Below are 21026 nucleotides of genomic sequence, written 5' to 3' on the forward strand. Positions count from 1 at the left end.
CAATTAAGCAACTTCTTCGTTTTTCTCTGCCACTGCTTTGACAGCGTAAGCCACGTTGCGGACTGGCGCTTGTAATACAGATAATAGCATAGATAGTAAACCTTCGCGGTTTGGTAGTTTTGCCAACGCAGTAATTTGTTCCACTGAAGAAACTTTTCCTTCGATGACGCCACCTTTGATTTCTAATGCTTTTGCATCTTTAGCAAATTCGTCGATGATTTTAGCTGGTGCTACTACATCGTCGTTGCTGAATGCGACAGCAGTTGGGCCTGTAAAGACTTCGTCTAAGCCGTCTAAACCAACTTTTTTAGCTGCACGAGAAAGGATTGAGTTTTTGATGACTTTCATTTCTACGCCTGCATCACGTAATTGTTTACGTAAGTTAGTGACTTCTTCAACTGTTAAACCACGGTAGTCCACGATTACAACTGATGCTGCTGATTCAAATTTCTCAGCGGCTGCTTGAACTAGGGTTTCTTTTTTAGCGATTGCTGCTTCACTCATTTATTTCACCTCCTGATTTTGATGGTGGAGTTGGACTTGGTTTACGTTATGTAAAGTAGAAGAATCAAATGAAACTTCGCTCACTTCGTTCGCCAAGTATTGTTTTACATCGGCTTTTTTTCAAAAAGTCGTGTAAAACAACAAAACTCCATGCCACCGTAGACATAGAGGGACCGAATTGTATATAACTCAACAATTGTCCTCGGTAGGAAATTAAGACTTGCGTCACCTACTGTCTTCGGTACAGTTAATTATTAACCTCACTCACTTTACCATAGGGTAAGTGAGTGAGTCAAGAATTTTTTAATTATTTTCTTTCAAATTAGAAAGAAGCTTGGTCAACGTGGATTCCAGGTCCAAATGTTGTTGTTACTGAAATGTTTTTGATGTATTGACCTTTAGCAGTTGATGGTTTAGCTTTCAATAATACGTCGTTAATTGTGTTGAAGTTTTCAACCAATTTTTCGTTATCAAATGAAACTTTACCGATTGGTACGTGGATGTTACCAGCTTTGTCAACGCGGTAAGTTACTTTACCAGCTTTAACTTCTTCAACAGCTTTTGTAACGTCCATTGTTACAGTACCAGTTTTAGGGTTTGGCATTAAACCTTTTGGTCCTAAGACACGGCCTAATTTACCAACTGTAGCCATCATGTCAGGAGTCGCAACAACTACGTCAAAGTCGAACCATCCACCTTGGATTTTTGCAACCATGTCGTCGTCGCCTACGAAATCTGCACCAGCAGCTTCAGCTTCTTTAGCTTTTTCGCCTTTAGCGAATACTAAAACAGTTTGTGTTTTACCAGTTCCGTTTGGAAGCACAACTGCTCCACGGATTTGTTGGTCTGCTTTTTTAGGGTCAACGTTCAATTTGTAAGCAACTTCAACTGTTGCGTCAAATTTCGCGATGTTTGTATCTTTTGCTAAAGCTACTGCTTCTTCAACTGAGTAAGCTTTTGTAGCATCAACTTTTTTCAATGCTTCTTGCATTTTTTTGCTCTTTTTAGCCATTTTGTTTCCTCCTTGATTGTGGTTATAACGGTTGTACCTCCCACGTCTTTCATATCTTTAAATATGAAACGAACTGAGAAGCTACTTCTTTGAGTAAGTGTGGAATAAAAATTATTCTACGATGATACCCATGCTTCGTGCAGTTCCTGCAACCATGCGCATTGCTGCTTCAACGTCAGCGGCGTTTAGGTCTGCCATTTTAAGTTCAGCGATTTCTTTCACTTGATCGCTTGAAACTGTTGCAACTTTAGTTTTGTTTGGTTCACCTGAACCTTTTTCGATTTTTGCAGCTTTTTTCAATAAGACTGCAGCAGGTGGTGTTTTAGTAATGAATGTAAATGAACGATCTTCATATACAGAGATTACTACTGGAATAATCAAGCCTGCTTGGTCAGCTGTACGAGCATTGAATTCTTTAGTGAATCCCATGATGTTGATACCTGCTTGACCTAACGCTGGACCTACTGGTGGAGCTGGTGTTGCTTTCCCCGCAGGAATTTGTAATTTAACGATTTTTTCTACTTTTTTAGCCACGAAAATACCTCCTTAAGTTCTCGTGCGTGGTTAATGGGGTTGAGATTTCCCCTCCCACTCAACGTACATTTAAAACATACCCTATTACTATACAGGATTCCCTTTACTTTTTCAAGATGTTTTTATGATTTCAAGACAATTTTTTTATCTGTTATTTTCTTCATGAAATGTGCATCATGCTCAATCACTAGCATTGCAGGCTTCACAGATAAGATTAGCGCTTCTAATTGTTGATGATTAAACACATCCAAGTAATTAAGTGGTTCATCCCAAATATAAAGTTCAGCTGATTGAGACAATGATTTGGCTACTTCGACTTTTTTCCGTTGCCCCATACTCATTTGTTCAATTCGATTAGTGAAAACGGCGCGCTCCATCCCAAGTTTTCGTAAGTTATTTAAAAATTGGGTGTAGTCTAACTGATTTTTCTCTGCAAATTCGGATAAAGTTCCTTGATTGTCTTCATAATCTTGGCGCACATAAGAAATGGTTAATTGGTGAGCCAAAGTGGCTTCGCCTTCTGAATCCCCAGAAAAATTATCCAATAAATACTGAATCAAGCTCGATTTTCCTGAGCCATTTTTTCCTGTTATTCCGACAATTTCTCCCGCGTTTATTGAAAAAGAAAGTGGCGCAAACAGCCAATTTTTCTCGTAGCCTAGACGAAGCTCTTCCACCGTCAATAATGTTTTGTGATGCGTTGGCTGATAATCCATTGACAAAGAATCAATATACTCAAGATCTTTTAATAGTTTTTCTTTTTCTGCTAATTGTGTTTCGGCGCGTTGTTGAATATGTTTCGAGCGCTTCATTACGCGCGCTGCCCGGGCACCAATGGCTCCTGTATCAAAAATCGCCCCGCTCCCTTTTTCCTTAGCGTTGCCGTACTTATCACCTTCACGGTTCATCGACCATTCCGCTTTTTTACGAGCGGTTTCTTTCAAGCGATTGACTTCTTTTTTGATTTTTTCATTTTCTGCCAGTTCAAAAGCATCTCTTAATTTTTTTTGCTCTTCATAAATAGAAAAATCCCCTTGGTACAGTGTCAATTGACTTTTTTCAATCGCCAAAATATGATCAACCACTTCATCAACAAATGCCCGATCGTGGCTGACTAAAATAAATCCATGTTTCTTTTTCTTCAAATATTCAGCCACTTGTTGTCTGCCAGCTAGATCTAAATGATTTGTTGGCTCGTCAATTAAAGGAAAGGCATTTTCTTCAATAAAAAGAATACCTAATAAAACTTTCGTCTTTTCGCCGCCTGATAAAGAAGAAAAGGGCCGCCATAAAACTTCAGGATCAACGTTTAAAAGCGTTAATTCTCGTTCTAATTCCCACTGTTCAAAAGAAGTCACCTCTTGTAAGACATAATAAGTGAGCTGTTGTTCTTCTGCAACTGTTTGTGGAAAATAGACGAAATCGACTTGATGAAGAATCTCTCCTTGGTAATCCAACTGCTTTTGTAACAATCTTAATAAGGTTGTTTTCCCACGGCCATTTCGGCCAATCAATCCTAATTTCCAATTGGTATCCATCGTGATATTTGCCTGATCAAAAAGCAACGCTTCTTGATTATCATAGGCAAAAGATAGTTGTTTTAGTTCAATTTTCGACATAAATATACCTCCATAAAGCAAAATTGATGCAGCTTTACGGAAATCAGCGGCATCAATCCAAGGTATACAAAAAGACCCGTGGCTGAATTCTTTAAGCTAATTTCCGAAAATCCGCACACTCCACCCGTTATAATCAGGCAAAGTTATACAGTTTCTCTAAAAAATTAACTTAAATTTTCAACGCACGAATCCCTCTTTTCGTCTTTTATTATCTAGAATTTAGCATCTCTTCACTGATTTGTCAACGAAGGCCCCTTGCTTTCATTCTGATAAAAATTTAAATTATTCGCTAAAACACAAGCGATTGCCTAGTTCCCCGCCATTTTTTGTGTTAGACTTCCAATGAAAACATATTCTAATGAAGAAGGTGCTGAAATGGAAGAGTTACGCTTTAATAGTGTTTTTGATATTATCGGACCTGTTATGATTGGTCCAAGCAGTTCTCATACAGCTGGAGCGGCAAGAATTGGAAAAGTGGTTCGGAGTATTTTTGGACAGCAACCTGATAGCGTTGACATTTATTTATATGAGTCTTTTGCCAAAACTTATCGTGGTCACGGAACAGATATCGCCTTAGTTGGCGGCCTTTTAGGTATGGAACCAGATGATGAGCAACTAGCCAATTCTTTGGAAATTGCTTATGAACAAGGAATGGAAGTTTGTTTTATTCCTAAAAGTGAAAAAGCAGACCACCCTAATTCCGTTAAAATTGTGGTTTCTTCTGGCGACCGAAAACTATCTGTGACAGGAATTTCAATTGGTGGTGGAAACATTCAAATTTCTGAATTAAATGGCTTCAAATTGTCTTTAAGTATGGGCACGCCAACATTTATCGTTGTCCATCAAGATGTTCCTGGCATGATTGCTAAGGTGACCAACATCCTTTCAGCTAGCGATATCAACATTAGTACAATGACCGTTACCCGAGAATCTAAAGGGGAAAAAGCGATTATGATTATTGAAGTTGATCAAGCCGAAGTCGGTGACATTGTCATGCAATTAGCTGAAATCCCTCATATATATAGCGTCAACTATTTTGACTAAATGAACGTAAAGGAGTAATACGATGTTTTATTCAATTGAAGATTTGGTAGCTCAAGCGAAAGAGTACCCTTCTGTGAGCGAATTAATGATTGCAACAGAAATGGCTCATGGCGGGTATTCTCGTGAACGAATTATTGAAACAATGGAAAAAAATCTAGCCGTTATGAAACAATCCGTCGCTGAAGGAATCGCTGGTGTTACCTCAGTAACAGGGCTAACTGGTGGCGATGCAACCCGCTTAAATGATTACATACATTCAGGCAACTTTTTAAGCGGTGAGACCATTTTACAAGCCGTGCGAAATGCGATTGCTGTTAATGAAGTTAATGCAAAAATGGGCTTGATTTGTGCTACACCAACCGCAGGCAGTGCCGGAGTAGTTTCTGGCGTCTTGTTGGCAGTTATTGATCGCTTAAAGTTAACGCATCAGCAACAATTGGATTTTCTATTTACAGCTGGGGCTTTTGGCTTAGTGATTGCCAATAATGCCTCAATCAGTGGTGCCGAAGGTGGTTGTCAAGCTGAAGTCGGCTCTGCTAGTGCAATGGCCAGTGCCGCTTTAGTTGCGGCTTCTGGCGGTACGCCTGATCAATCTGCTCAAGCTGTGGCTATTACGATAAAAAATATGATGGGCCTCATTTGTGATCCTGTTGCAGGACTTGTTGAAGTCCCTTGCGTGAAGCGAAATGCATTAGGTTCTTCTCAAGCCTTCATCTCAGCTGACATGGCTTTAGCGGGGATTCGAAGTGTCATTCCACCAGATGAAGTCATCCACGCAATGTACCAAGTGGGTCGCCAAATGCCACAAATTTTCAAGGAAACCGCTGAAGGCGGTCTTGCGGTGACACCAACTGCACAACGTTTAAGCAAAGAAATTCTAGAGAAACAAAAATAGAAATAACTATTGCAAGAAGCTTACAGAAAAAAACGTCCATTCGTTTTTTCCGTAAGCTTCTTCTTTAATAACTTGTTCCGCCTAAACCAACCACAGCGACAATTCCATTCATGACATCTTTCATCGTTTCACCTACAAATGAAACAGTTCTACCATCAATGCGTTTAATCATTGGTAACATTTCAATGCGATCTGCTTGTGCTGTCGTCACACATTGCAATTTTACAGTTGCAGGTGTTTGCAAGGCATATCGGGGTAATTCAGACAACGCAAAGGAAGTTAACACCTGACTTGTAGTTGCTACGATAGCTTCCCGAACTTGTTGCATGGGTCTATTTTTGATTGCATAACGTCCCAGAGATTCTTTGGTGGAAACAAAGGGAACTTTGGACATCATTTTTTCTTGAAAAAGTTGTTCCTCTAAGCCTGATTCACCGATAATTAAACCAACAGGGACACCTAATTCGCTAGCGTAAGCTGCATTAATTGTCGTTTCATTCATCGCTAAGTCGTTTATTTTTAAATCATAAGCAACACTAGCACTATACCCATGATCCATATTCCCTTTTTGTTTACCAATACCGGCATGATAACCTAAGAAAAAGACTACATCATAGCTACTATCCAAGCCACTCATCATATAATCCATGCGAGGAAAGCCGCTCACTAAGGAAATTCGTTCATCCATTTCTGCCAAGCGCGCATAAGCTAAATTCAATCCACGGCTATGCGAATCGGCAATAGTAATTTCTGTAATTTGTTCATTTTTGGCACTCTTTTGAATCCCTTCAATCAACCAAGCCACATGTTGGTGATATAATTCTCGGAATAAAACGGTGTCCTCTTTTTCCATATCAAATGTCGCAATACCTGCTAATCCTTCAATATCGCATGACACATAAATTTTCATTTGTTCCACTCCTTTGACAATGGCTGAACCAGTGCTTGAATTTTGTCGGCGTCTAAATTTTTGATTAATTGAATGACTAATTCTTTCGCCGCTTGGTAATCTTGAAAGTCCACATAGCAATGGGGTGTGTGAGCGTAACGGACAGGAATTCCTACAACAATCGTCGGGGCTCCTTGAACTTGTGTAATCGCCATGCCATTGGTTCCACCACCACTTCGAACAGAAACTTGAACAGGAATTTTGTTTATTTTAGCAATCTCTAGTGCATACTCTTGAAATTCCGGATTCGTAATCATAGAAACATCAAAATAACGTAACATCGGTCCTTTTCCCATTGCTGATTGAATCATCTCTGGCGTTTCTGCCGTATCATCAGCCGGGCAGCCTTCGAAAACAATAGCTAAATCAGGATTGACTTGCTTTGCGGCAATAAGTGCTCCTCTTTCGCCAACTTCTTCTTGTGCAGTTACTGTCGCAACTAACTTGAATGGAAGTGTCTCTTCTTTCAACTCCTCCATGACATCCACTAAGCAAGCACAGCCAATGCGACAATCAAAAGCTTTTCCTAAAAAAAGATCTGTCTGTTCGTTGTAACAGCACGTCACATCTGGAATGACCGGTGCACCAAGATCGATTTTGTACGTTTCAATTACTTCTTCTTTTGAGGTAGCACCAATGTCGATCGTCAAATCAGCAATGGTTAACGGCCGCTGACGTTCCTCTGGTGTCATAAAATGAGGAGGTCGACTAGTAACTACGCCTGGCAGATAGGTACCTTCCCGGTTGCGAATCCGAACTTTTTGTGCAGAAATCGTATTTGGGACCCAACCACCTAACGGAAGAAAACGCAACAAGCCGTTTTCTTTAATTGCTTGAATCATAAAACCCACTTCGTCACTATGAGCATCAAAAAGCACTACTGGACCTTCACTTAGATTATTTTTCTTCTCAAGATATAAATTTTTAATGGCATCTAGCCGTTGAATAGTAAAATCCGCAGTTGCGTGTTGAAGGATTCTAACGACTTCTGTTTCAAAGCCTGAAACACCATTAGCATTTGAAAGTTTCTGAATTAATTGAACAGCTTGACTTTTTTTCATTTTTTCCCAACCTTTACTTATCACTGATAGAGACTGATTTGTAATAGCCTGAACCTAATGGACCATAGACTAAATTTTGGACAGAATCGTCCACTAAGCGTGCTTCTGTTAATTGATAAAGAGGAACTAGGGGTGCTTCTTCCGCAACCAATTGATCCGCTTTTTGTAATGTTTTCCAACGTTCTTCATATTTATTTGCATAAGTTACGTTTGCTTCTTGAAGCAACTGATCGAAGGTCTTATTAGACCATTTACCAAAATTATTGGAATTTTTTGATTGCAATAGGTTTAAGAAATCGATTGGATCAGCATATACTGGCGTCCAGCCACCAACCACAATGTCGAAATCTCCGCTGCGACTTTTTTCTAAACGATTATTAAAAGGAACTGGCGAAACATTGACTGTTAAATTTTCTAAATTATCTGCTAAAGCTCCTTGAACATACTCACTGATTTTTTTAGCATTTTCTGTATCCGAACTTAAAATGGTTAGCTCCGCTTTTTCAATTCCTAATTCTTTTTTAACCGTTTGCCATAACTCTTTCGCTTTTTCTGGTTCACTAGGATTTAAATCTCCTAATTCCTCTGCAAAATCTTTTTGCGTTTCTTGATTAGTGAAACCTGTTGGCACGAAGCCAAGTGCTTTTTTTGAGCCATCATTTAAAACATTTTTAGCTAAACGTTCAGAATTTAATGATAATGCTATTGCTCGACGTGCATTCTTATTTGCCAAAAGATCTTTTTGCGTATTTAATTGGATATAATACGTTCCAGGAATTTCACGAATTTTCAAAGCTGCATTGCCTTGTTCTTGTGCAACAATTTCTCCAGAAATTTTTACAACATCTAATTCTTTCCCTTCGAAAAGATTTTTCCCAGTATTGACTTCTTTAACTACTTGGACATCCACCTTATCTAGCGAAACATTCGCTTGATCCCAATAATTTTTATTCTTCACATAGGACCAAGTATTATTCGTGCCATCCCAACCTTCTAATGTGAAGGCGCCATTGTAAAGTGTTGACTCAGCTGATGTACCATAGTTTTTGCCCGTTTTTTCGACAAATGCTTCATTTAAAGGATAAAAAGCTGGCACCGCCAATAATTGTTGAAAATAACTCATAGGATAGCTTAGCTCTACTTCCAAGGTATGGTCATCAATGGCTGTTACCCCTAACTCTTCTTTAGATTTGCCACCGTCAACAATAGCACGATAATTTTTTAGCCCTTCAAAATAATACGCTTGCGGGGAAGCTGTTTTTGGGTCCACTGTGCGCTTCCAAGAATATTCAAAATCATTGGCTGTGATTGGCTCGCCGTTACTCCATTTTGCATCTTTTCGAATCGTAAAAGTATAGCTTAAACCATCATTGGAGGGCTGTACTTTTTCAGTTGCCAATGCTGGTTTAGCTTCTCCTTTTTCGTCAAAGGAGAAAAGTCCCTCCCCTACTTGGCTCATTACATCTGCTGCTGTATTATCCATTGCCAACGACACGTCTGCCGTTGATAATTCCGAATCAATCCCGACCCGTAATACCTGTTGTTCTTGCTTTTTGGTTTCTTTCCCAACACTTCCACAGCCCGAGAGAAGTAGAACCATGATTGCTGCCAAAGACAGCCTTTGCTTTGTTGCCCTTTTCATAAAAACACCTCATTTTTTATTTTTTGATACCTTTTTCCCACAAAATTATTTATAATCTGATAAAGGAGGTTTGCTCATGAACTTAGATTACTTAAAAGAAACGTATCATTTAACAAAAACAGAAAGTCAGATTTTGTATTATTTGGATCAACAAAGTACGAACGCGGCCGATTTGAGTATTCGAGAAGTTGCCAAACACTGCTTTTCTTCGCCTAGTTCCATCATTCGTTTAGCCAAAAAATTAAATTTATCAGGTTATAATGAACTTATTTACAAATTAAAAGAAGCCCATTTTTCTCAGCCAATCCCTTTTGAAACAGCACCTTCATTTGAAACAACCAACGAGTTTTGTCGACTGCTTGCCAAACACAAGAGTCATTTATTTGTTATTTTAGGTCATGACTTTTCACGACATTTGGCGGCTTACATTAGTGAAGTTTTCAATTTTCATGGCATCCCCAGTATCACAACAGCCCATACTCATTCGATAAATAGTCAAAATAATCAGAATTTTCTTTTTATCATCCTTTCACATTCTGGTGAAGAAAAATACTTAAAAGAAACAGCTCTGCTTGCAAAAGAGAAAAAACATCCTATCATTTCTTTTGTTGGCGCCAAAAATTCAACTCTTGGTCGACTGGCAGATCTCGTTTTTTCAACTGACTCTTACAGCCCGTTTTCAACAAGTATCGCTCAGCCACAAATGTTTTTTGGCCAAACATTAATCACCTTTGAAGCCTTGATTTGTGCTTATTTAAATCATGAGGATTCCATTCCAATATCTCCTAAAAATAAATAATTTTATTTATTATAGCTGAAAAAAGCTATTTCGCTAGCCAAAGTATAGAAAAAGGCACATGTTCCATTTTTTATGGAACATGTGCCTTTTTGCTATTTTTTACTCGGCCATAGAAACTCGATTAGCAATTGATCTACTTCAGGATTTTCATGTAATTGGCTATGTTGTGCATTTTCTCCTTTAATAATCTGGCTAGTGACTTGAGTTCCTCGCTGTCTTAGCAAGGCGTTGACTGCTAAGGCACTAGATAACGGTACCGTTCCATCACTTAAATCTGTTGCACTTAATTGACCACCAATTAATAAAATGGGCAGTTTTTCTGGAACAACATTGATCATCTCTTGATAATCCAAATAGCGGCTACTTTTTTCTGTGGGGCCGTTTTCTAGTTCCGTTTCGATGGTTTGCTGTTGACTCGTATCAATAAAATCATTGAAAGGTGCTCCAATGCTGACAAATTTTTCAATTTTAGGTAACGATGTGTCTTGCCCATAGGTTCCTAAATAACGTAAACCACTAACACCACCCATAGAGTGCCCGACAATATTGGCTTTGTTCACTTGATAATTTTTTTGTAAATAGAGTAATGTGTTTTTTATCCATTCTGTTTGATTCCATTCATTGTTTTTATTATCTTCAAATAGAACTTGAACACTGGGATTCGTCGCTTTGCCACTTAAAGCTCCTCGCTCTTTAACCACGGTCCCATCAGGTTTAACGAGTAGCACTAATTCTTGAGTTGTGGCACCTTGTTTCTCCAAGCGATGCAGTAACGAGCCAAACGAATTTTTAGTTCCCGCGTAACCATGAAAAAAGAGCGTTGGTGTTGTTGTGCGGTTTAACTCAACGGTTGCTTCTTTTGTGGGGGCTTGGTTGTCATTCTTCGTGGTTGCTCCAATTTGGCAAGCACTTAATAATAGAACAAGACCCATTAGCAAAGAAAAATAACGATATTTTTTGGCCTGTTTCATTTTTTTCATTCCTTTCTGCGATGAACTAAAAAAGGGCTTGGAAAAGAAGTCAGTTGACTGCTTTTCCAGACCCTACAATCTGTATCAATCAGCTGAACAATAGTTTGTCAGCTTGTTTATTAATCAATGTTATCGACTTGTTCAAAGTCTAATTCTGTACTTGTTTCACGACCAAACATATCGATGTTTACTTTTAATTTTTGTTTTTCTTCATCGATTTCTGTCACAACACCTTCAAGACCAGAAAAGGCACCTTCGATAATTTTCACTGTATCGCCTAGCGCTACTTCTAAGTCTGATTGACGGGTGCTCATGCCAATTGAACGTAAAATGTGGTTAATTTCTTCTTGTAATAAAGGAGCGGGTTTACTACCAGCACCATGTGAGCCTACAAAACCAGTTACGCCTGGCGTGTTACGAACAATATACCAAGAATCATCGGTCATAATCATTTCCACTAACACATAACCAGGGAAAGTTTTATGAACGATTTCTTTTTCTTTACCATTTTTGACTTCTTTTTCTGTTTCTTCTGGTACAACGACACGAAAAATATAATCGCCCATCCCCATGCTTTGTGCACGTGATTCAATGTTTGCTTTTACTTTATTTTCATAGCCTGAATAGGTGTGCAATACGTACCAATTTCTTTCAAAAGTTTCCATTACTGATTCGGCTCCTTTAAATGTTTTAGTTTATTTTTTTCGAGCAAATAAAAAAAGCTCAGTTTCCCGAAGCTTTTTCTCGAATACTATTATAGCACCCCTCGTCGGGAAATACTAGAATTAATTATTTTAAAATCCAGCCAAATGCCGTTTGGATAACAGTATCCATGATAAAGAACAATGCTGCAAATAAAATAGATGTTTCAATTACAACTAATGTATCTTTACGCAATTGTTTTTTTGTTGGCCAAGTTACTTGCTTCATCTCATCAGCAACGCTGCGGAAAAATTTCATGTTGATACCCTCCTCTAAATCTATTTCGTTTCTTTATGTAACGTGTATTGATTACAATATTTACAGAATTTATTGATTTCTAAGCGTTCGCCACGTTTACCTTCACTAACGGATTTAGAATAGTTGCGAGAGCCACAAACGGAACAAGCAAGAGCTGCTTTCTTTGTTGCCATGTTCTTCGACCTCCTCTATTCACAAATTTACTTCTTAACAGTACCATTATTCGAAAAAGTTGTCAAAGTTTAATTTACTTTTTAAAGAAGCGCTGTGCCGATTCTTACGTAATTTTTTACCATTATCGCGAATACGTGCTTGATTTCTTTTATAAAATATCTGATTTTTCTTTATTTTCTATTTATTTTAACAAAATTGCTTTTATTCTGAGGTCTCAGCTATTGTTTTCTGCTAAGTTATGATATGATAAATTTATTAAAAATGAACCCTTAGGAGGCCTGTTTATGTTATTAAAATCTGTAGTTATTAAAAAAGATAATTTAACAACAGTCAATGAATCTTGTACTCTAGAAGAAGCTCTTTCTATTTTAGAAGACTCAGGTTACCGTTGTGTCCCAATTTTAGACGAATCTGGAAAAATTTTCCGAGGAAATATCTATAAAATGCATATTTACCGCCACAAAGCAAACGGTGGCGATATGAGTTTACCTGTTACCTATTTGTTAAAAAATGCCACAAAATTTATTTATGTCAACACTTCATTTTTCAAGGTATTTTTTACTATTAAAGAACTACCTTACATTGCTGTTTTAGATGAAAATAATTATTTTTACGGCATTTTAACACACAGCACCTTATTAAATATTTTAGCGCAATCTTGGAATGTAAAACAAGGGAGCTACGTTTTAACAATTGCTTCAGTTGGTCAACAAGGCGACTTAGCAGCCATTTCAAAAATCATTGCCAAATATAGCAGCATCGCCAGCTGTATTACATTGGATGTTGATAGTGAAGAATTTGTTCGTCGCACACTTATTACTTTACCAGCCGGCACAACTGCCGAAACGTGTACAGCCATTGTAGAACATTTAGAGCGGAAAAACTTTAAAGTTGTAGAACTGGAAAATTTAGAAGACGAGTAAAATTTACGACCTTTATCTTAGGATTTAAAGCTAGGGAGGCAAGTCAAAATGACTTACCTCCCTAGCTTATTTTTTAGACTTCTTCACCAATAATTCGAACTTCCGTTTGCAATTCAACATCAAATTTTTCTTTAATCACTTCTTGGATATGTGCAATTAATTCCACATAATCTGTTGCGGTTGCATGATCGATGTTAACAATAAATCCCGCATGCTTTTCAGAAATTTGAGCACCGCCCCATTTCAAGCCTTGTAAGCCAGCGTCTTGGATTAATTTTCCTGTAAAATGACCAACAGGGCGTTTAAAGACACTGCCACAAGAGGGATACTCTAGCGGTTGCTTCAGTTCACGAAGTTCCGTTAATTCATCCATTTGGGCTTTAATTTCTGCATGGTTTCCTTTTTCTAAAGCAAACGTTGCTTGCAAGACAATACAATGTAATTCTTGAATTTCACTATGACGATAACGGAAATTCAGGTCTTCTTTCGTCATTGTTTGGATAGTTCCATCTGCCAACAGCACTTCTGCAGACTGGAAAACATCTTTAATTTCCCCGCCGTATGCTCCAGCATTCATATAAACAGCACCGCCGACACTTCCTGGAATACCACAAGCAAATTCAAAACCAGTTAAATCAGCTGCTAAGGCTTCGTAGGTTGTATCAATCAGCTTGGCACCAGCATCCACAATCATGGTGGTACCGGCTACTTTGATTTCTTTCATTTCTGTTAGCATAATCACGACATCGCGAATACCGCCATCACGAACAATCAAGTTGCTAGCATTGCCTAATACTAACCATGAAAGTCCTTGTTCTCGGCAATACGCCACAATCTCTTCGACTTCTTTTTTTGTTTTGGGTAAGGCCAACACATCAGCTGGGCCGCCTGTTTTGGTAAAGGTTACGTTTTTTAATGGTTCATCTACTAATAAAGTAATTTCGTTTAATGTTTCTAACATAGCTTTAGTGTTCACGAAAGTTAGTCCTTTCTTTTCAAAATATCTGTCTTATTCTAGCATGATAGAAAGAAAGTTGCTAGTCCTCTTTAAAGAACATGCCGTTGTTGTTGGCGTAGCATTTCTTCACATAACGCATGACTTTCATAGACTTTTTCTTGCTTTAACTCTTGCTCTTGCGGTTTTTGAATGGCCTGAATGAAAGCAGTAACCATTTGGTAAAAACCTCTTTTTTCCAATGTCGGCGTCCAATCCCCCATCTCTTTTACTTGGTATTCTTCTTCTGTTTGGATGGTCAAATGCGTTAAATTTTCCAAACGATAAGTACCTGTGGGGCTGGTGACTTCAAAAGTTTCTGTATTGGCCCCAGAGTGTAAATCCATGGAACAAACAATCGTTGTCTGTTCGGTTTCTAATTGTAAAATTGCTCGTTTTAAATGACTGTTTTCTTCCACTAATTTTGACTGCACCACGTGGAGCGGTCCTTCCGCTAAATAAACGGCGGTATCAACGACATGTAAAAATAAATCATACATCATAAAACTTGTTTCTCTCGTTGTATTGATGCGGTTCTTTTTAATAAAAATTGTTTGTTTTTCAGGAATATTTTTCAATACTTCCGTATAAGGGGCAAAACGACGATTGAAGCCAACCATCAGGCGCAGATTTTTGGCTGCTGCCAATGCTTGTAATTCTTTGACTTCAGCAAGCTCTTCACTTAAAGGTTTGTCCACAAAGACGTGAATACCGGCCTGTAATAATTGGCGAACGACTGCACCATGCACTTTTGTGGCTACATGGACAAAACAAGCATCAATCTTCGCTTCAATCAATTCTTCTATGGTCCCAACGGTTTCTGTAAAGCCATACTGATCAGCGATTTTTTGTCGTGTTTCTGGGTTCCTAGTCGCTAATACAAACTCTGCCAAGTGGCGGCATTCACTATAAGTTGGCAAATACGCTTTTTGTGCAATATTTCCTAAACCAATGACTCCAATTTTCATTCGTTTGTCCTCATTTCTGCTCTTTTTACTATTTTATCATAGACTACTTCTTTCCAAAAATCAGTCATTTTCTCTTTTTCTTTTCAAGTATTTAAAACTTCTTTAAAAAGTATTAGAATAGAAGAAAGCACCAAGCGACCTTTTCTTTGGTTCTGGTTTGCACTGAAACGAGCAAAAGCGTTTCTTATTTGAAAGGAGTTTCAACAATGAAATGTATTTCTTGGAATGTCAACGGCTTACGAGCGGTTGTTAAAAAGAATTTTATGGATGTTTTTAATGAATTAGATGCAGATTTTTTCTGTTTACAAGAAACAAAATTACAAGCTGGGCAAATTGATTTAGAACTTCCTGGCTATCATCAGTATTGGAATTACGCCGAAAAAAAAGGCTATTCTGGCACAGCAATTTTCGCTAAAGAAGAAGCGTTAAGTGTTCGCTATGGCTTAGGTATCGAGACTCACGATCAAGAAGGCCGCGTGATCACTTTAGAATATCCAGAATTTTTCATGGTCACTTGCTACACACCAAACTCACAAGCTGAACTAAAGCGTTTAGCTTATCGAATGACATGGGAAGATGCATTTCGTTCCTATTTAAACGAATTAAATCAAGAAAAACCCGTAATTCTTTGCGGTGATTTAAACGTAGCTCATCAAAAGATTGATTTAAAAAATTGGAAAACCAATCAAAAAAATGCGGGATTCACGCCTGAAGAACGGCAAAAATTTACTGAGTTATTAGACAGTGGCTTCACTGATACATTCCGTTATTTTTATCCAGAAGCTGAAGGCATCTACTCATGGTGGAGTTATCGCTTTAACGCACGAAAAAATAACGCAGGTTGGCGGATTGACTATTTCGTTGTGTCAGAATCCTTGAATGAACGTTTAGTCAGTGCTAAAATCCATACAGATATTCTTGGTAGTGATCATTGTCCAGTGGAAGTTGTACTTGATTTTTAAGTGTTACTCAACGCGTTGAAAGGAGTTTTTTTTAATGAACTTTTACGCTTTTGACTTTGAAACAGCTAGTTATGATAAACATAGTGCCTGTTCCATTGCAATTGTTAAAGTAGAAAATAGTCGGATTGTGGATGAATTTTACACGTTAATCAAACCAGAAACACCTTTTTTCTGGCGAAATACGCAAATTCACGGCATTCATGAATCAGATGTTGTCAATGCGCCCAAATTCCCTGAAGTATGGCAACAAATTCAGCATTGTTTTCAACCAAATCGGTTAGTGGTCGCTCACAATGCAAGTTTCGATTGTAGTGTTTTGGCTGGCTGTTTAGATTACTATGGCTTAGAACAACCTAATTACCTTTCTTTATGTACAGTCAAAACGAGTCGCAAACTGTTTCCTGAATTTCCTAATCATAAATTAAATACCGTTTGTGAAAACCTCAATATCACTTTAAATAATCATCATGATGCTTTAGAAGATAGCCGAGCTTGTGCCGAAATTCTTTTACAGCAAGAACAACGATTTGGGGTTGAACCTTTAAAAAAATTAGTATTGGTGAAATAATCCAGTTCTTGTTTCCAGCGAGGGCGTTATCTCTTTCATTGGCTAGTTGGCAGGAGATAACGTCTTTTCTTTTACATAACTTTTCCGCTAAAACAAAAATTTTTCAGAAAGGACGCGATGATGTATTCGATTCTTTACTTATTCACAGACTCTCTCAAAAATGCGTGGCGCTCAAAAAACCAATTTAGTACGTTGATTCTTATCTTTATTATTAGTTTTCTGACTTTTTCTGCTCTATTATTGACTTTGTTGTTTTCTCGATGGCTTTCACAAATGATTCTTCTTGATAATTATGCAGTGATTCCTCCCTTGACAATTTTCAGAGGTTTGGCTGGAATCAGCGCTGGAACACTCTTTTTCTTCCTGATTAGTTATATTTGCCGAGCTTTCTTCCTAACTTTTTTAGAGCAAAAAAAACGACTTACTGATCTTAGCTCTTTTAGGTACGACAAAATTACAAATTTTAATTAGCTATGCCTTACAACCCCTCTATTATTTGATTTTTGTTTTGCCTTTAGCTGCTTTTCTAGCTAATAAGCTCATTCAACAGTTTATCCATGATTTTTTCAGCGAGGTACCTGGTTTAATGCATATCGATAGCTACATGCAAGATGTCTTTTTACCACTAACAGGAAGCCTGTTGTTCATTTGCTGTTGTGTCTTTTTAATTCTTTTTAGGAAACTCAATCGCCTAATCAAAAAAGGTACTTGACTAACTATGCGAAAAAAGTGAGAAATACGTCATCTCGACGTATTTCTCACTTTTTTGAATGACTTAGGTTCTTTAGGCTAATTACTTTTTTCCGCCTCTTTTAAGCCAAGGCTTCAATAATTTCGGTCATTGTTTTTGAACCAAAAATCATTTGTTCGCCATCAATCAGCATTGCTGGAACGCTCATAATTTTCTTTTCTTTTTTCAACTCTGGAAACAGACTAATGTCCACCATTTCTGCTTCCACATGAGGATTAATTGATGCAATATGTTGGCAAGCGGCCACGACATCGGGACAGAAATGACATGTTAGTGAAACAAAAATTTCTATTTTTCTTTTTGGCAATGCAAGTATGTTCTTTTGGAGACTTGCTTCTAACGGCTGCCCCTCGCTACCGACATTATAAACCGCCAAAACCAACGAGTTTACTTCATGGCCACTAGGAATACCACTAAATTTAATTCCTGTATAGTTTCCTGCCGCATCTAAGAGCACAACGCTAGGCATTTTTTCAATCCCATACAGCAATTCTTTGGCTGGCTCAGTATCTTTCAAAATAGTTTCTAAAGTAATCTTCTGATCCAGACTTGCAAATTCTGTTAAGAATGATTGAAGTTCCAATGATTTTTCATCACTTGCATCCAAAAACTGAAGCAATGTCACTTTTTTGGTTAGTTTAGTGAAAATACCGCTTAATTGTTGGCGCATACTTTCTGGGAACCACTGATGCTTACCAGTAACTTTCGCTGGCTGTTTTTCTTTTGATTGCTGACTGTTTGTTTCAGGGGCAGATTGATTAGCTAATCGTTCAGTCATTCGCTTCGTTACAATCGGTTGGCCCGCCTGTGTTTTTTGTTCTGTCACGTAACGTTGCGCATGAGTGGCGGCAATTGCACCGTCTGCAACCGCCGTCACAATTTGACGTAATTCTTTTATTCGTAAATCTCCTGCTGCATAAACGCCAGGGATATTGGTTTCCATATTCTCAGTTGTTGGCACATACCCACGGTCTAAGGCAATTTTTCCTTCAAAAATTTCTGTACTTGGTTTATTTCCAGCAAAAACAAACAGACCAAATGTACTGTCTTTTGGTGCTTCATAAACCGTTTCTTCTCCCGTCTGGTTATTGACAAACACAGCTTTTCGGACAAAATCATCTCCCGTAATTTCTTTCACTTCTGTGTTATAAACAATCTTAATTTTCGGGTGATTTTTAGCCGCCTCCGCAGTTAATTTTGCACATGTAAAATCGGGTTCTCGGATAATCATCGTTACTGATTTACCGTAACGTGTCAAATAAACGGCCTCTTCCGCTGCTGCATAACCGCCACCAATCACAAAAATATCTAGGCCTTGGAAAAACTCCCCATCACAAGTAGAACAATAGGCCACGCCGCGTCCTGTAAATTCACTTTCACCAGGGAAACCAATTTTACGAGCAGAGGCCCCTGTCGCAATCAATACTGCATATGCTTGATAGGTTTGACTCGCTGATTGAACAGTTTTTATCGTTTGACTAAAATCAACATCAATAATCTCGTCGTTTGTAAAAGCTACACCGAAGTCTTGTGCTTGAATGCGCATTTCTTCCATTAGTTCTGGACCTGTTGTGTGACGAATCGCTGGATAGTTCACAATTTCAGAAGTCGTCGTTACTTGTCCGCCAATTTTGTCTTTTTCAATAATTAAGGTATCCATCATTGCGCGACCTGCATAGATACCTGCAGATAAAGCAGCTGAGCCGCCACCAATAATAATCAAATCGTAGATTTCTTCTGTCACTTGCTTCTCCTCTTTCTTCTGTGTTTCAGAAAAAGAGCTGAACAAAACATTTTCTCTGTTTTATCCAACTCTTTGACCTCTATTTACAAAGCGAATTTAAATTTTACCAACTAAATCTAAGCTTGGTGCAATTGTTTCTTCTCCTGGTTGCCAATTGGCTGGACAAACTTTATCACCATGTTCTGCTACAAATTGAGAAGCTTCTAATTTACGAACAAGTTCTTCAGCATTACGACCAATACCCATGTCGTTGATTTCATAAGATTTGATGTCCCCTTCTGGACTCACAATAAATGAAGCACGGTAAGCCATTCCAGAAGCTTCATCTAAAACGCCAAAGAAACGAGCAAGTTGACCGTTGGGATCGGCTAACATTGGATATTTAATTTTTCCAATCGTTTCTGTAGCGTCAGCCCATGCTTTATGCACATAATGACTATCTTCTGAAACAGAGTAAACCTCACAATTTAATTCCTGTAAATGCGCATAATGCTCTTGCATATCCCCTAATTCCGTAGGACACACGAAAGAAAAATCAGCTGGATAAAAGAAGAAAATACTCCATTTTCCTAAAATATCTTCTGTTGATACTCGTGTAAATTCACCATCGTGATAGGCATCACATTCAAAGTCAAAAAGTTTTTGATTAATTAAATTCATTGTCGTTCCTCCTCTGTTTTTTACTCTTTAAGGATAACAGTTTATAATTATTCCGTCAATAGAATAATTATAAACAAATGAGGTTTTATTAACGCATAATACTGTCCTATTGAGAATTTTCTGATTATCATTCTCAATTAGAAATAGCGAGATAACTTTTTAAATAACATAAAAAAGAAAGCGAATCATTAAAAGAACTTGCTTTTTAATGATTCGCTTTCTTTTTGTGAAGACATTCTTTAACTATCTAAAATAATCGTTTCTTTCTCTTTGGTAATTAAAATAACTCCATCACCAAGAGGAACTAAAGTAGAAGTTAAATCAGGGTGAGCCATGACTACATCTAAAAATTGGTTTAATTTACGATGAATCGCTCGATTTTTTTTCGGTACTTCCTCAGCAGGGTCTAAAATTGTCCCAGCTTGAAATACATCATCCACCATCAAAACGCCGCCAACTGGTAGCAACCGTAAACATTCAGGTAAAAATTCAATGTATTTTGATTTGGCACTATCCATAAAAATAAAGTCATAAGGTCCTTCCAACGTTGGTAGAATCTCAGCTGCTTGTCCTTCTAAAAGAGTGACCTTTTCTTCTAAGTCTAGGCGTTGGTAGGTTTTCTTCGCTTTTTTTATCATTACATCAAAACGATCAATCGTGGTCACGTGACCATCTTCACCAACAAATTGGGCCATCAAGCTTGAAGAAAAACCAATTGCTGCCCCGATTTCTAAAATATTTTTGGGCTTTAGTTGTCCTAGCAAAAATTGTAGAAAAACTACTGTTTCGTGTGGAATAATCGGCACCCCTGCTTCATTGGCTTCTGCCTCCACGGCACCTAATTCTCCGGGAAGTTTCTTTTGTTTTGTACGCATATACTCAACCAATTCTGGTTTAACGACTGGTCGATGCATCATTTCGTTTCTCATCACTTTCGCTCCTTTTCGTCCCTTTATTATACGAAGTCCTTGTTCCTCTGTAAAGGATTGAAATAGGATTCTTATTATTTGTTTGAAAATAACATGCACATTCTTAACTTCCTAGCTAAGTGCGGATTACTTCTTGTAAACACATTTTTTCTTTGTTTCTGCTATTTTTTATTAAGTTTTATTCAGAAAACGTCAAAAAGTAGCCCTCAAGAACATACCTATTGATTTTTTCTCGTTATTTCTTATAAAAATACTTCTACATATGTTAATATTTTCCCTTAAATCACTATTAATTCTTGCTATTTCAAGCCCCAAAATAAGCCTATAACCTTGCTAAAATAAGAAACGTCAAATTTTACTACT

General features: G+C 37.8%; 22 protein-coding genes, 1 pseudogene and 1 other annotated feature. Of the genes and pseudogenes, 7 read left to right on the forward strand and 16 right to left on the reverse strand.

The features are described 5' to 3' along the window. Positions 1-3: 3 nt before the first annotated feature. From rplJ to lsa(A), 4 genes are all read right to left on the reverse strand, one after another. Positions 4-504 (reverse strand): 50S ribosomal protein L10, encoded by a 501-nt coding sequence (gene rplJ / locus IGL86_RS10515; RefSeq protein WP_002356426.1) that lies wholly within the window; start codon positions 502-504, stop codon positions 4-6. Positions 505-634: 130 nt separating this feature from the next. Continuing rightward, positions 635-764: a sequence feature (ribosomal protein L10 leader region), on the reverse strand. A gap of 62 nt (positions 765-826) precedes the next feature. Then, positions 827-1516, reverse strand: a complete 690-nt coding sequence (rplA, locus tag IGL86_RS10520; RefSeq protein WP_002356425.1) for a 50S ribosomal protein L1 — start codon at positions 1514-1516, stop codon at positions 827-829. A gap of 111 nt (positions 1517-1627) precedes the next feature. Then, entirely contained in the window at positions 1628-2050 is a 423-nt protein-coding gene (gene rplK / locus IGL86_RS10525; protein WP_002356424.1) for a 50S ribosomal protein L11, read from the reverse strand. A gap of 122 nt (positions 2051-2172) precedes the next feature. Continuing rightward, positions 2173-3669 carry an ABC-F type ribosomal protection protein Lsa(A) gene (gene lsa(A) / locus IGL86_RS10530; protein ID WP_033625468.1) on the reverse strand — a complete coding sequence of 499 codons (1497 nt, stop codon included), beginning with the start codon at positions 3667-3669 and terminating at the stop codon, positions 2173-2175. Positions 3670-4044: 375 nt separating this feature from the next. Here lsa(A) and sdaAB point away from each other — a divergent pair, with 375 nt between their 5' ends. Then, the gene (gene sdaAB, locus IGL86_RS10535) at positions 4045-4713 is read left to right on the forward strand and encodes an L-serine ammonia-lyase, iron-sulfur-dependent subunit beta (RefSeq protein WP_002414070.1); all 669 of its coding nucleotides are present in this window, start codon (positions 4045-4047) and stop codon (positions 4711-4713) included. 22 nt (positions 4714-4735) lie between these two features. Next, the gene (gene sdaAA / locus IGL86_RS10540; RefSeq protein WP_002367199.1) at positions 4736-5608 is read left to right on the forward strand and encodes an L-serine ammonia-lyase, iron-sulfur-dependent, subunit alpha; all 873 of its coding nucleotides are present in this window, start codon (positions 4736-4738) and stop codon (positions 5606-5608) included. A gap of 64 nt (positions 5609-5672) precedes the next feature. Here sdaAA and IGL86_RS10545 read toward each other — a convergent pair whose 3' ends face one another. The 3 genes from IGL86_RS10545 to IGL86_RS10555 are packed head-to-tail and all read right to left on the reverse strand — an operon-like array spanning position 5673 to position 9260. Continuing rightward, positions 5673-6518: a M55 family metallopeptidase gene (locus IGL86_RS10545; protein ID WP_002362310.1), complete on the reverse strand. Its 846-nt coding sequence runs from the start codon at positions 6516-6518 to the stop codon at positions 5673-5675. After that, entirely contained in the window at positions 6515-7618 is a 1104-nt protein-coding gene (locus IGL86_RS10550; protein WP_033625469.1) for a M42 family metallopeptidase, read from the reverse strand. The genes IGL86_RS10545 and IGL86_RS10550 overlap by 4 nt, the downstream gene beginning before the upstream one ends. Positions 7619-7631: 13 nt before the next feature. Beyond that, positions 7632-9260 carry a peptide ABC transporter substrate-binding protein gene (locus tag IGL86_RS10555; RefSeq protein ID WP_033625470.1) on the reverse strand — a complete coding sequence of 543 codons (1629 nt, stop codon included), beginning with the start codon at positions 9258-9260 and terminating at the stop codon, positions 7632-7634. Positions 9261-9336: 76 nt separating this feature from the next. On the opposite strand from IGL86_RS10555, the gene IGL86_RS10560 reads away from it, so the two are divergent. Then, positions 9337-10059 (forward strand): MurR/RpiR family transcriptional regulator, encoded by a 723-nt coding sequence (locus IGL86_RS10560; protein ID WP_033625471.1) that lies wholly within the window; start codon positions 9337-9339, stop codon positions 10057-10059. Between the two features lie 92 nt (positions 10060-10151). Here IGL86_RS10560 and IGL86_RS10565 read toward each other — a convergent pair whose 3' ends face one another. From IGL86_RS10565 to rpmG, 4 genes are all read right to left on the reverse strand, one after another. Continuing rightward, the gene (locus tag IGL86_RS10565; RefSeq protein ID WP_025188790.1) at positions 10152-11039 is read right to left on the reverse strand and encodes an alpha/beta hydrolase; all 888 of its coding nucleotides are present in this window, start codon (positions 11037-11039) and stop codon (positions 10152-10154) included. Positions 11040-11149: 110 nt separating this feature from the next. Further along, positions 11150-11695, reverse strand: a complete 546-nt coding sequence (nusG, locus tag IGL86_RS10570) for a transcription termination/antitermination protein NusG (RefSeq protein WP_002384070.1) — start codon at positions 11693-11695, stop codon at positions 11150-11152. 124 nt (positions 11696-11819) lie between these two features. Beyond that, on the reverse strand, positions 11820-11990 hold the full coding sequence (secE, locus tag IGL86_RS10575; RefSeq protein ID WP_002356409.1) for a preprotein translocase subunit SecE: 171 nt from the start codon (positions 11988-11990) through the stop codon (positions 11820-11822). A gap of 20 nt (positions 11991-12010) precedes the next feature. Then, positions 12011-12163: a 50S ribosomal protein L33 gene (rpmG, locus tag IGL86_RS10580; RefSeq protein WP_002356408.1), complete on the reverse strand. Its 153-nt coding sequence runs from the start codon at positions 12161-12163 to the stop codon at positions 12011-12013. A gap of 285 nt (positions 12164-12448) precedes the next feature. Here rpmG and cbpA point away from each other — a divergent pair, with 285 nt between their 5' ends. Next, positions 12449-13087, forward strand: a complete 639-nt coding sequence (gene cbpA, locus IGL86_RS10585) for a cyclic di-AMP binding protein CbpA (RefSeq protein WP_002365057.1) — start codon at positions 12449-12451, stop codon at positions 13085-13087. Between the two features lie 73 nt (positions 13088-13160). Here the strand turns inward: cbpA and murB are convergent, their stop codons facing one another. Beyond that, a complete protein-coding gene (gene murB / locus IGL86_RS10590) occupies positions 13161-14048 on the reverse strand; it encodes a UDP-N-acetylmuramate dehydrogenase (protein ID WP_002387193.1) in 888 nt (295 codons plus the stop codon). Positions 14049-14134: 86 nt separating this feature from the next. Further along, positions 14135-15049, reverse strand: coding sequence for a Gfo/Idh/MocA family protein (locus IGL86_RS10595; protein WP_002374055.1), 915 nt, complete (start codon positions 15047-15049; stop codon positions 14135-14137). Between the two features lie 206 nt (positions 15050-15255). Here IGL86_RS10595 and IGL86_RS10600 point away from each other — a divergent pair, with 206 nt between their 5' ends. From IGL86_RS10600 to IGL86_RS10610, 3 genes and pseudogenes are all read left to right on the forward strand, one after another. Then, on the forward strand, positions 15256-16011 hold the full coding sequence (locus tag IGL86_RS10600) for an exodeoxyribonuclease III (protein ID WP_033625472.1): 756 nt from the start codon (positions 15256-15258) through the stop codon (positions 16009-16011). A gap of 34 nt (positions 16012-16045) precedes the next feature. Continuing rightward, complete coding sequence (locus IGL86_RS10605) at positions 16046-16579, forward strand: 3'-5' exonuclease (protein ID WP_002356400.1); 534 nt, start codon at positions 16046-16048, stop codon at positions 16577-16579. 120 nt (positions 16580-16699) lie between these two features. Continuing rightward, a pseudogene (locus tag IGL86_RS10610) lies at positions 16700-17291 on the forward strand (hypothetical protein). A 100-nt stretch (positions 17292-17391) separates the two neighbouring features. On the opposite strand, the gene IGL86_RS10615 reads toward IGL86_RS10610, so the two are convergent. The 3 genes from IGL86_RS10615 to IGL86_RS10625 form a co-directional block, all read right to left on the reverse strand. Beyond that, a complete protein-coding gene (locus IGL86_RS10615) occupies positions 17392-19074 on the reverse strand; it encodes an FAD-dependent oxidoreductase (protein ID WP_430605604.1) in 1683 nt (560 codons plus the stop codon). A 96-nt stretch (positions 19075-19170) separates the two neighbouring features. After that, positions 19171-19734, reverse strand: a complete 564-nt coding sequence (gene ahpC / locus IGL86_RS10620) for an alkyl hydroperoxide reductase subunit C (RefSeq protein WP_002367212.1) — start codon at positions 19732-19734, stop codon at positions 19171-19173. Between the two features lie 239 nt (positions 19735-19973). Next, positions 19974-20663, reverse strand: coding sequence for an O-methyltransferase (locus IGL86_RS10625; RefSeq protein ID WP_002381418.1), 690 nt, complete (start codon positions 20661-20663; stop codon positions 19974-19976). Positions 20664-21026: the final 363 nt, after the last annotated feature.

The organism is Enterococcus sp. DIV0774 (assembly GCF_050539095.1).
GTDB classification, from domain to species: domain Bacteria; phylum Bacillota; class Bacilli; order Lactobacillales; family Enterococcaceae; genus Enterococcus; species Enterococcus faecalis.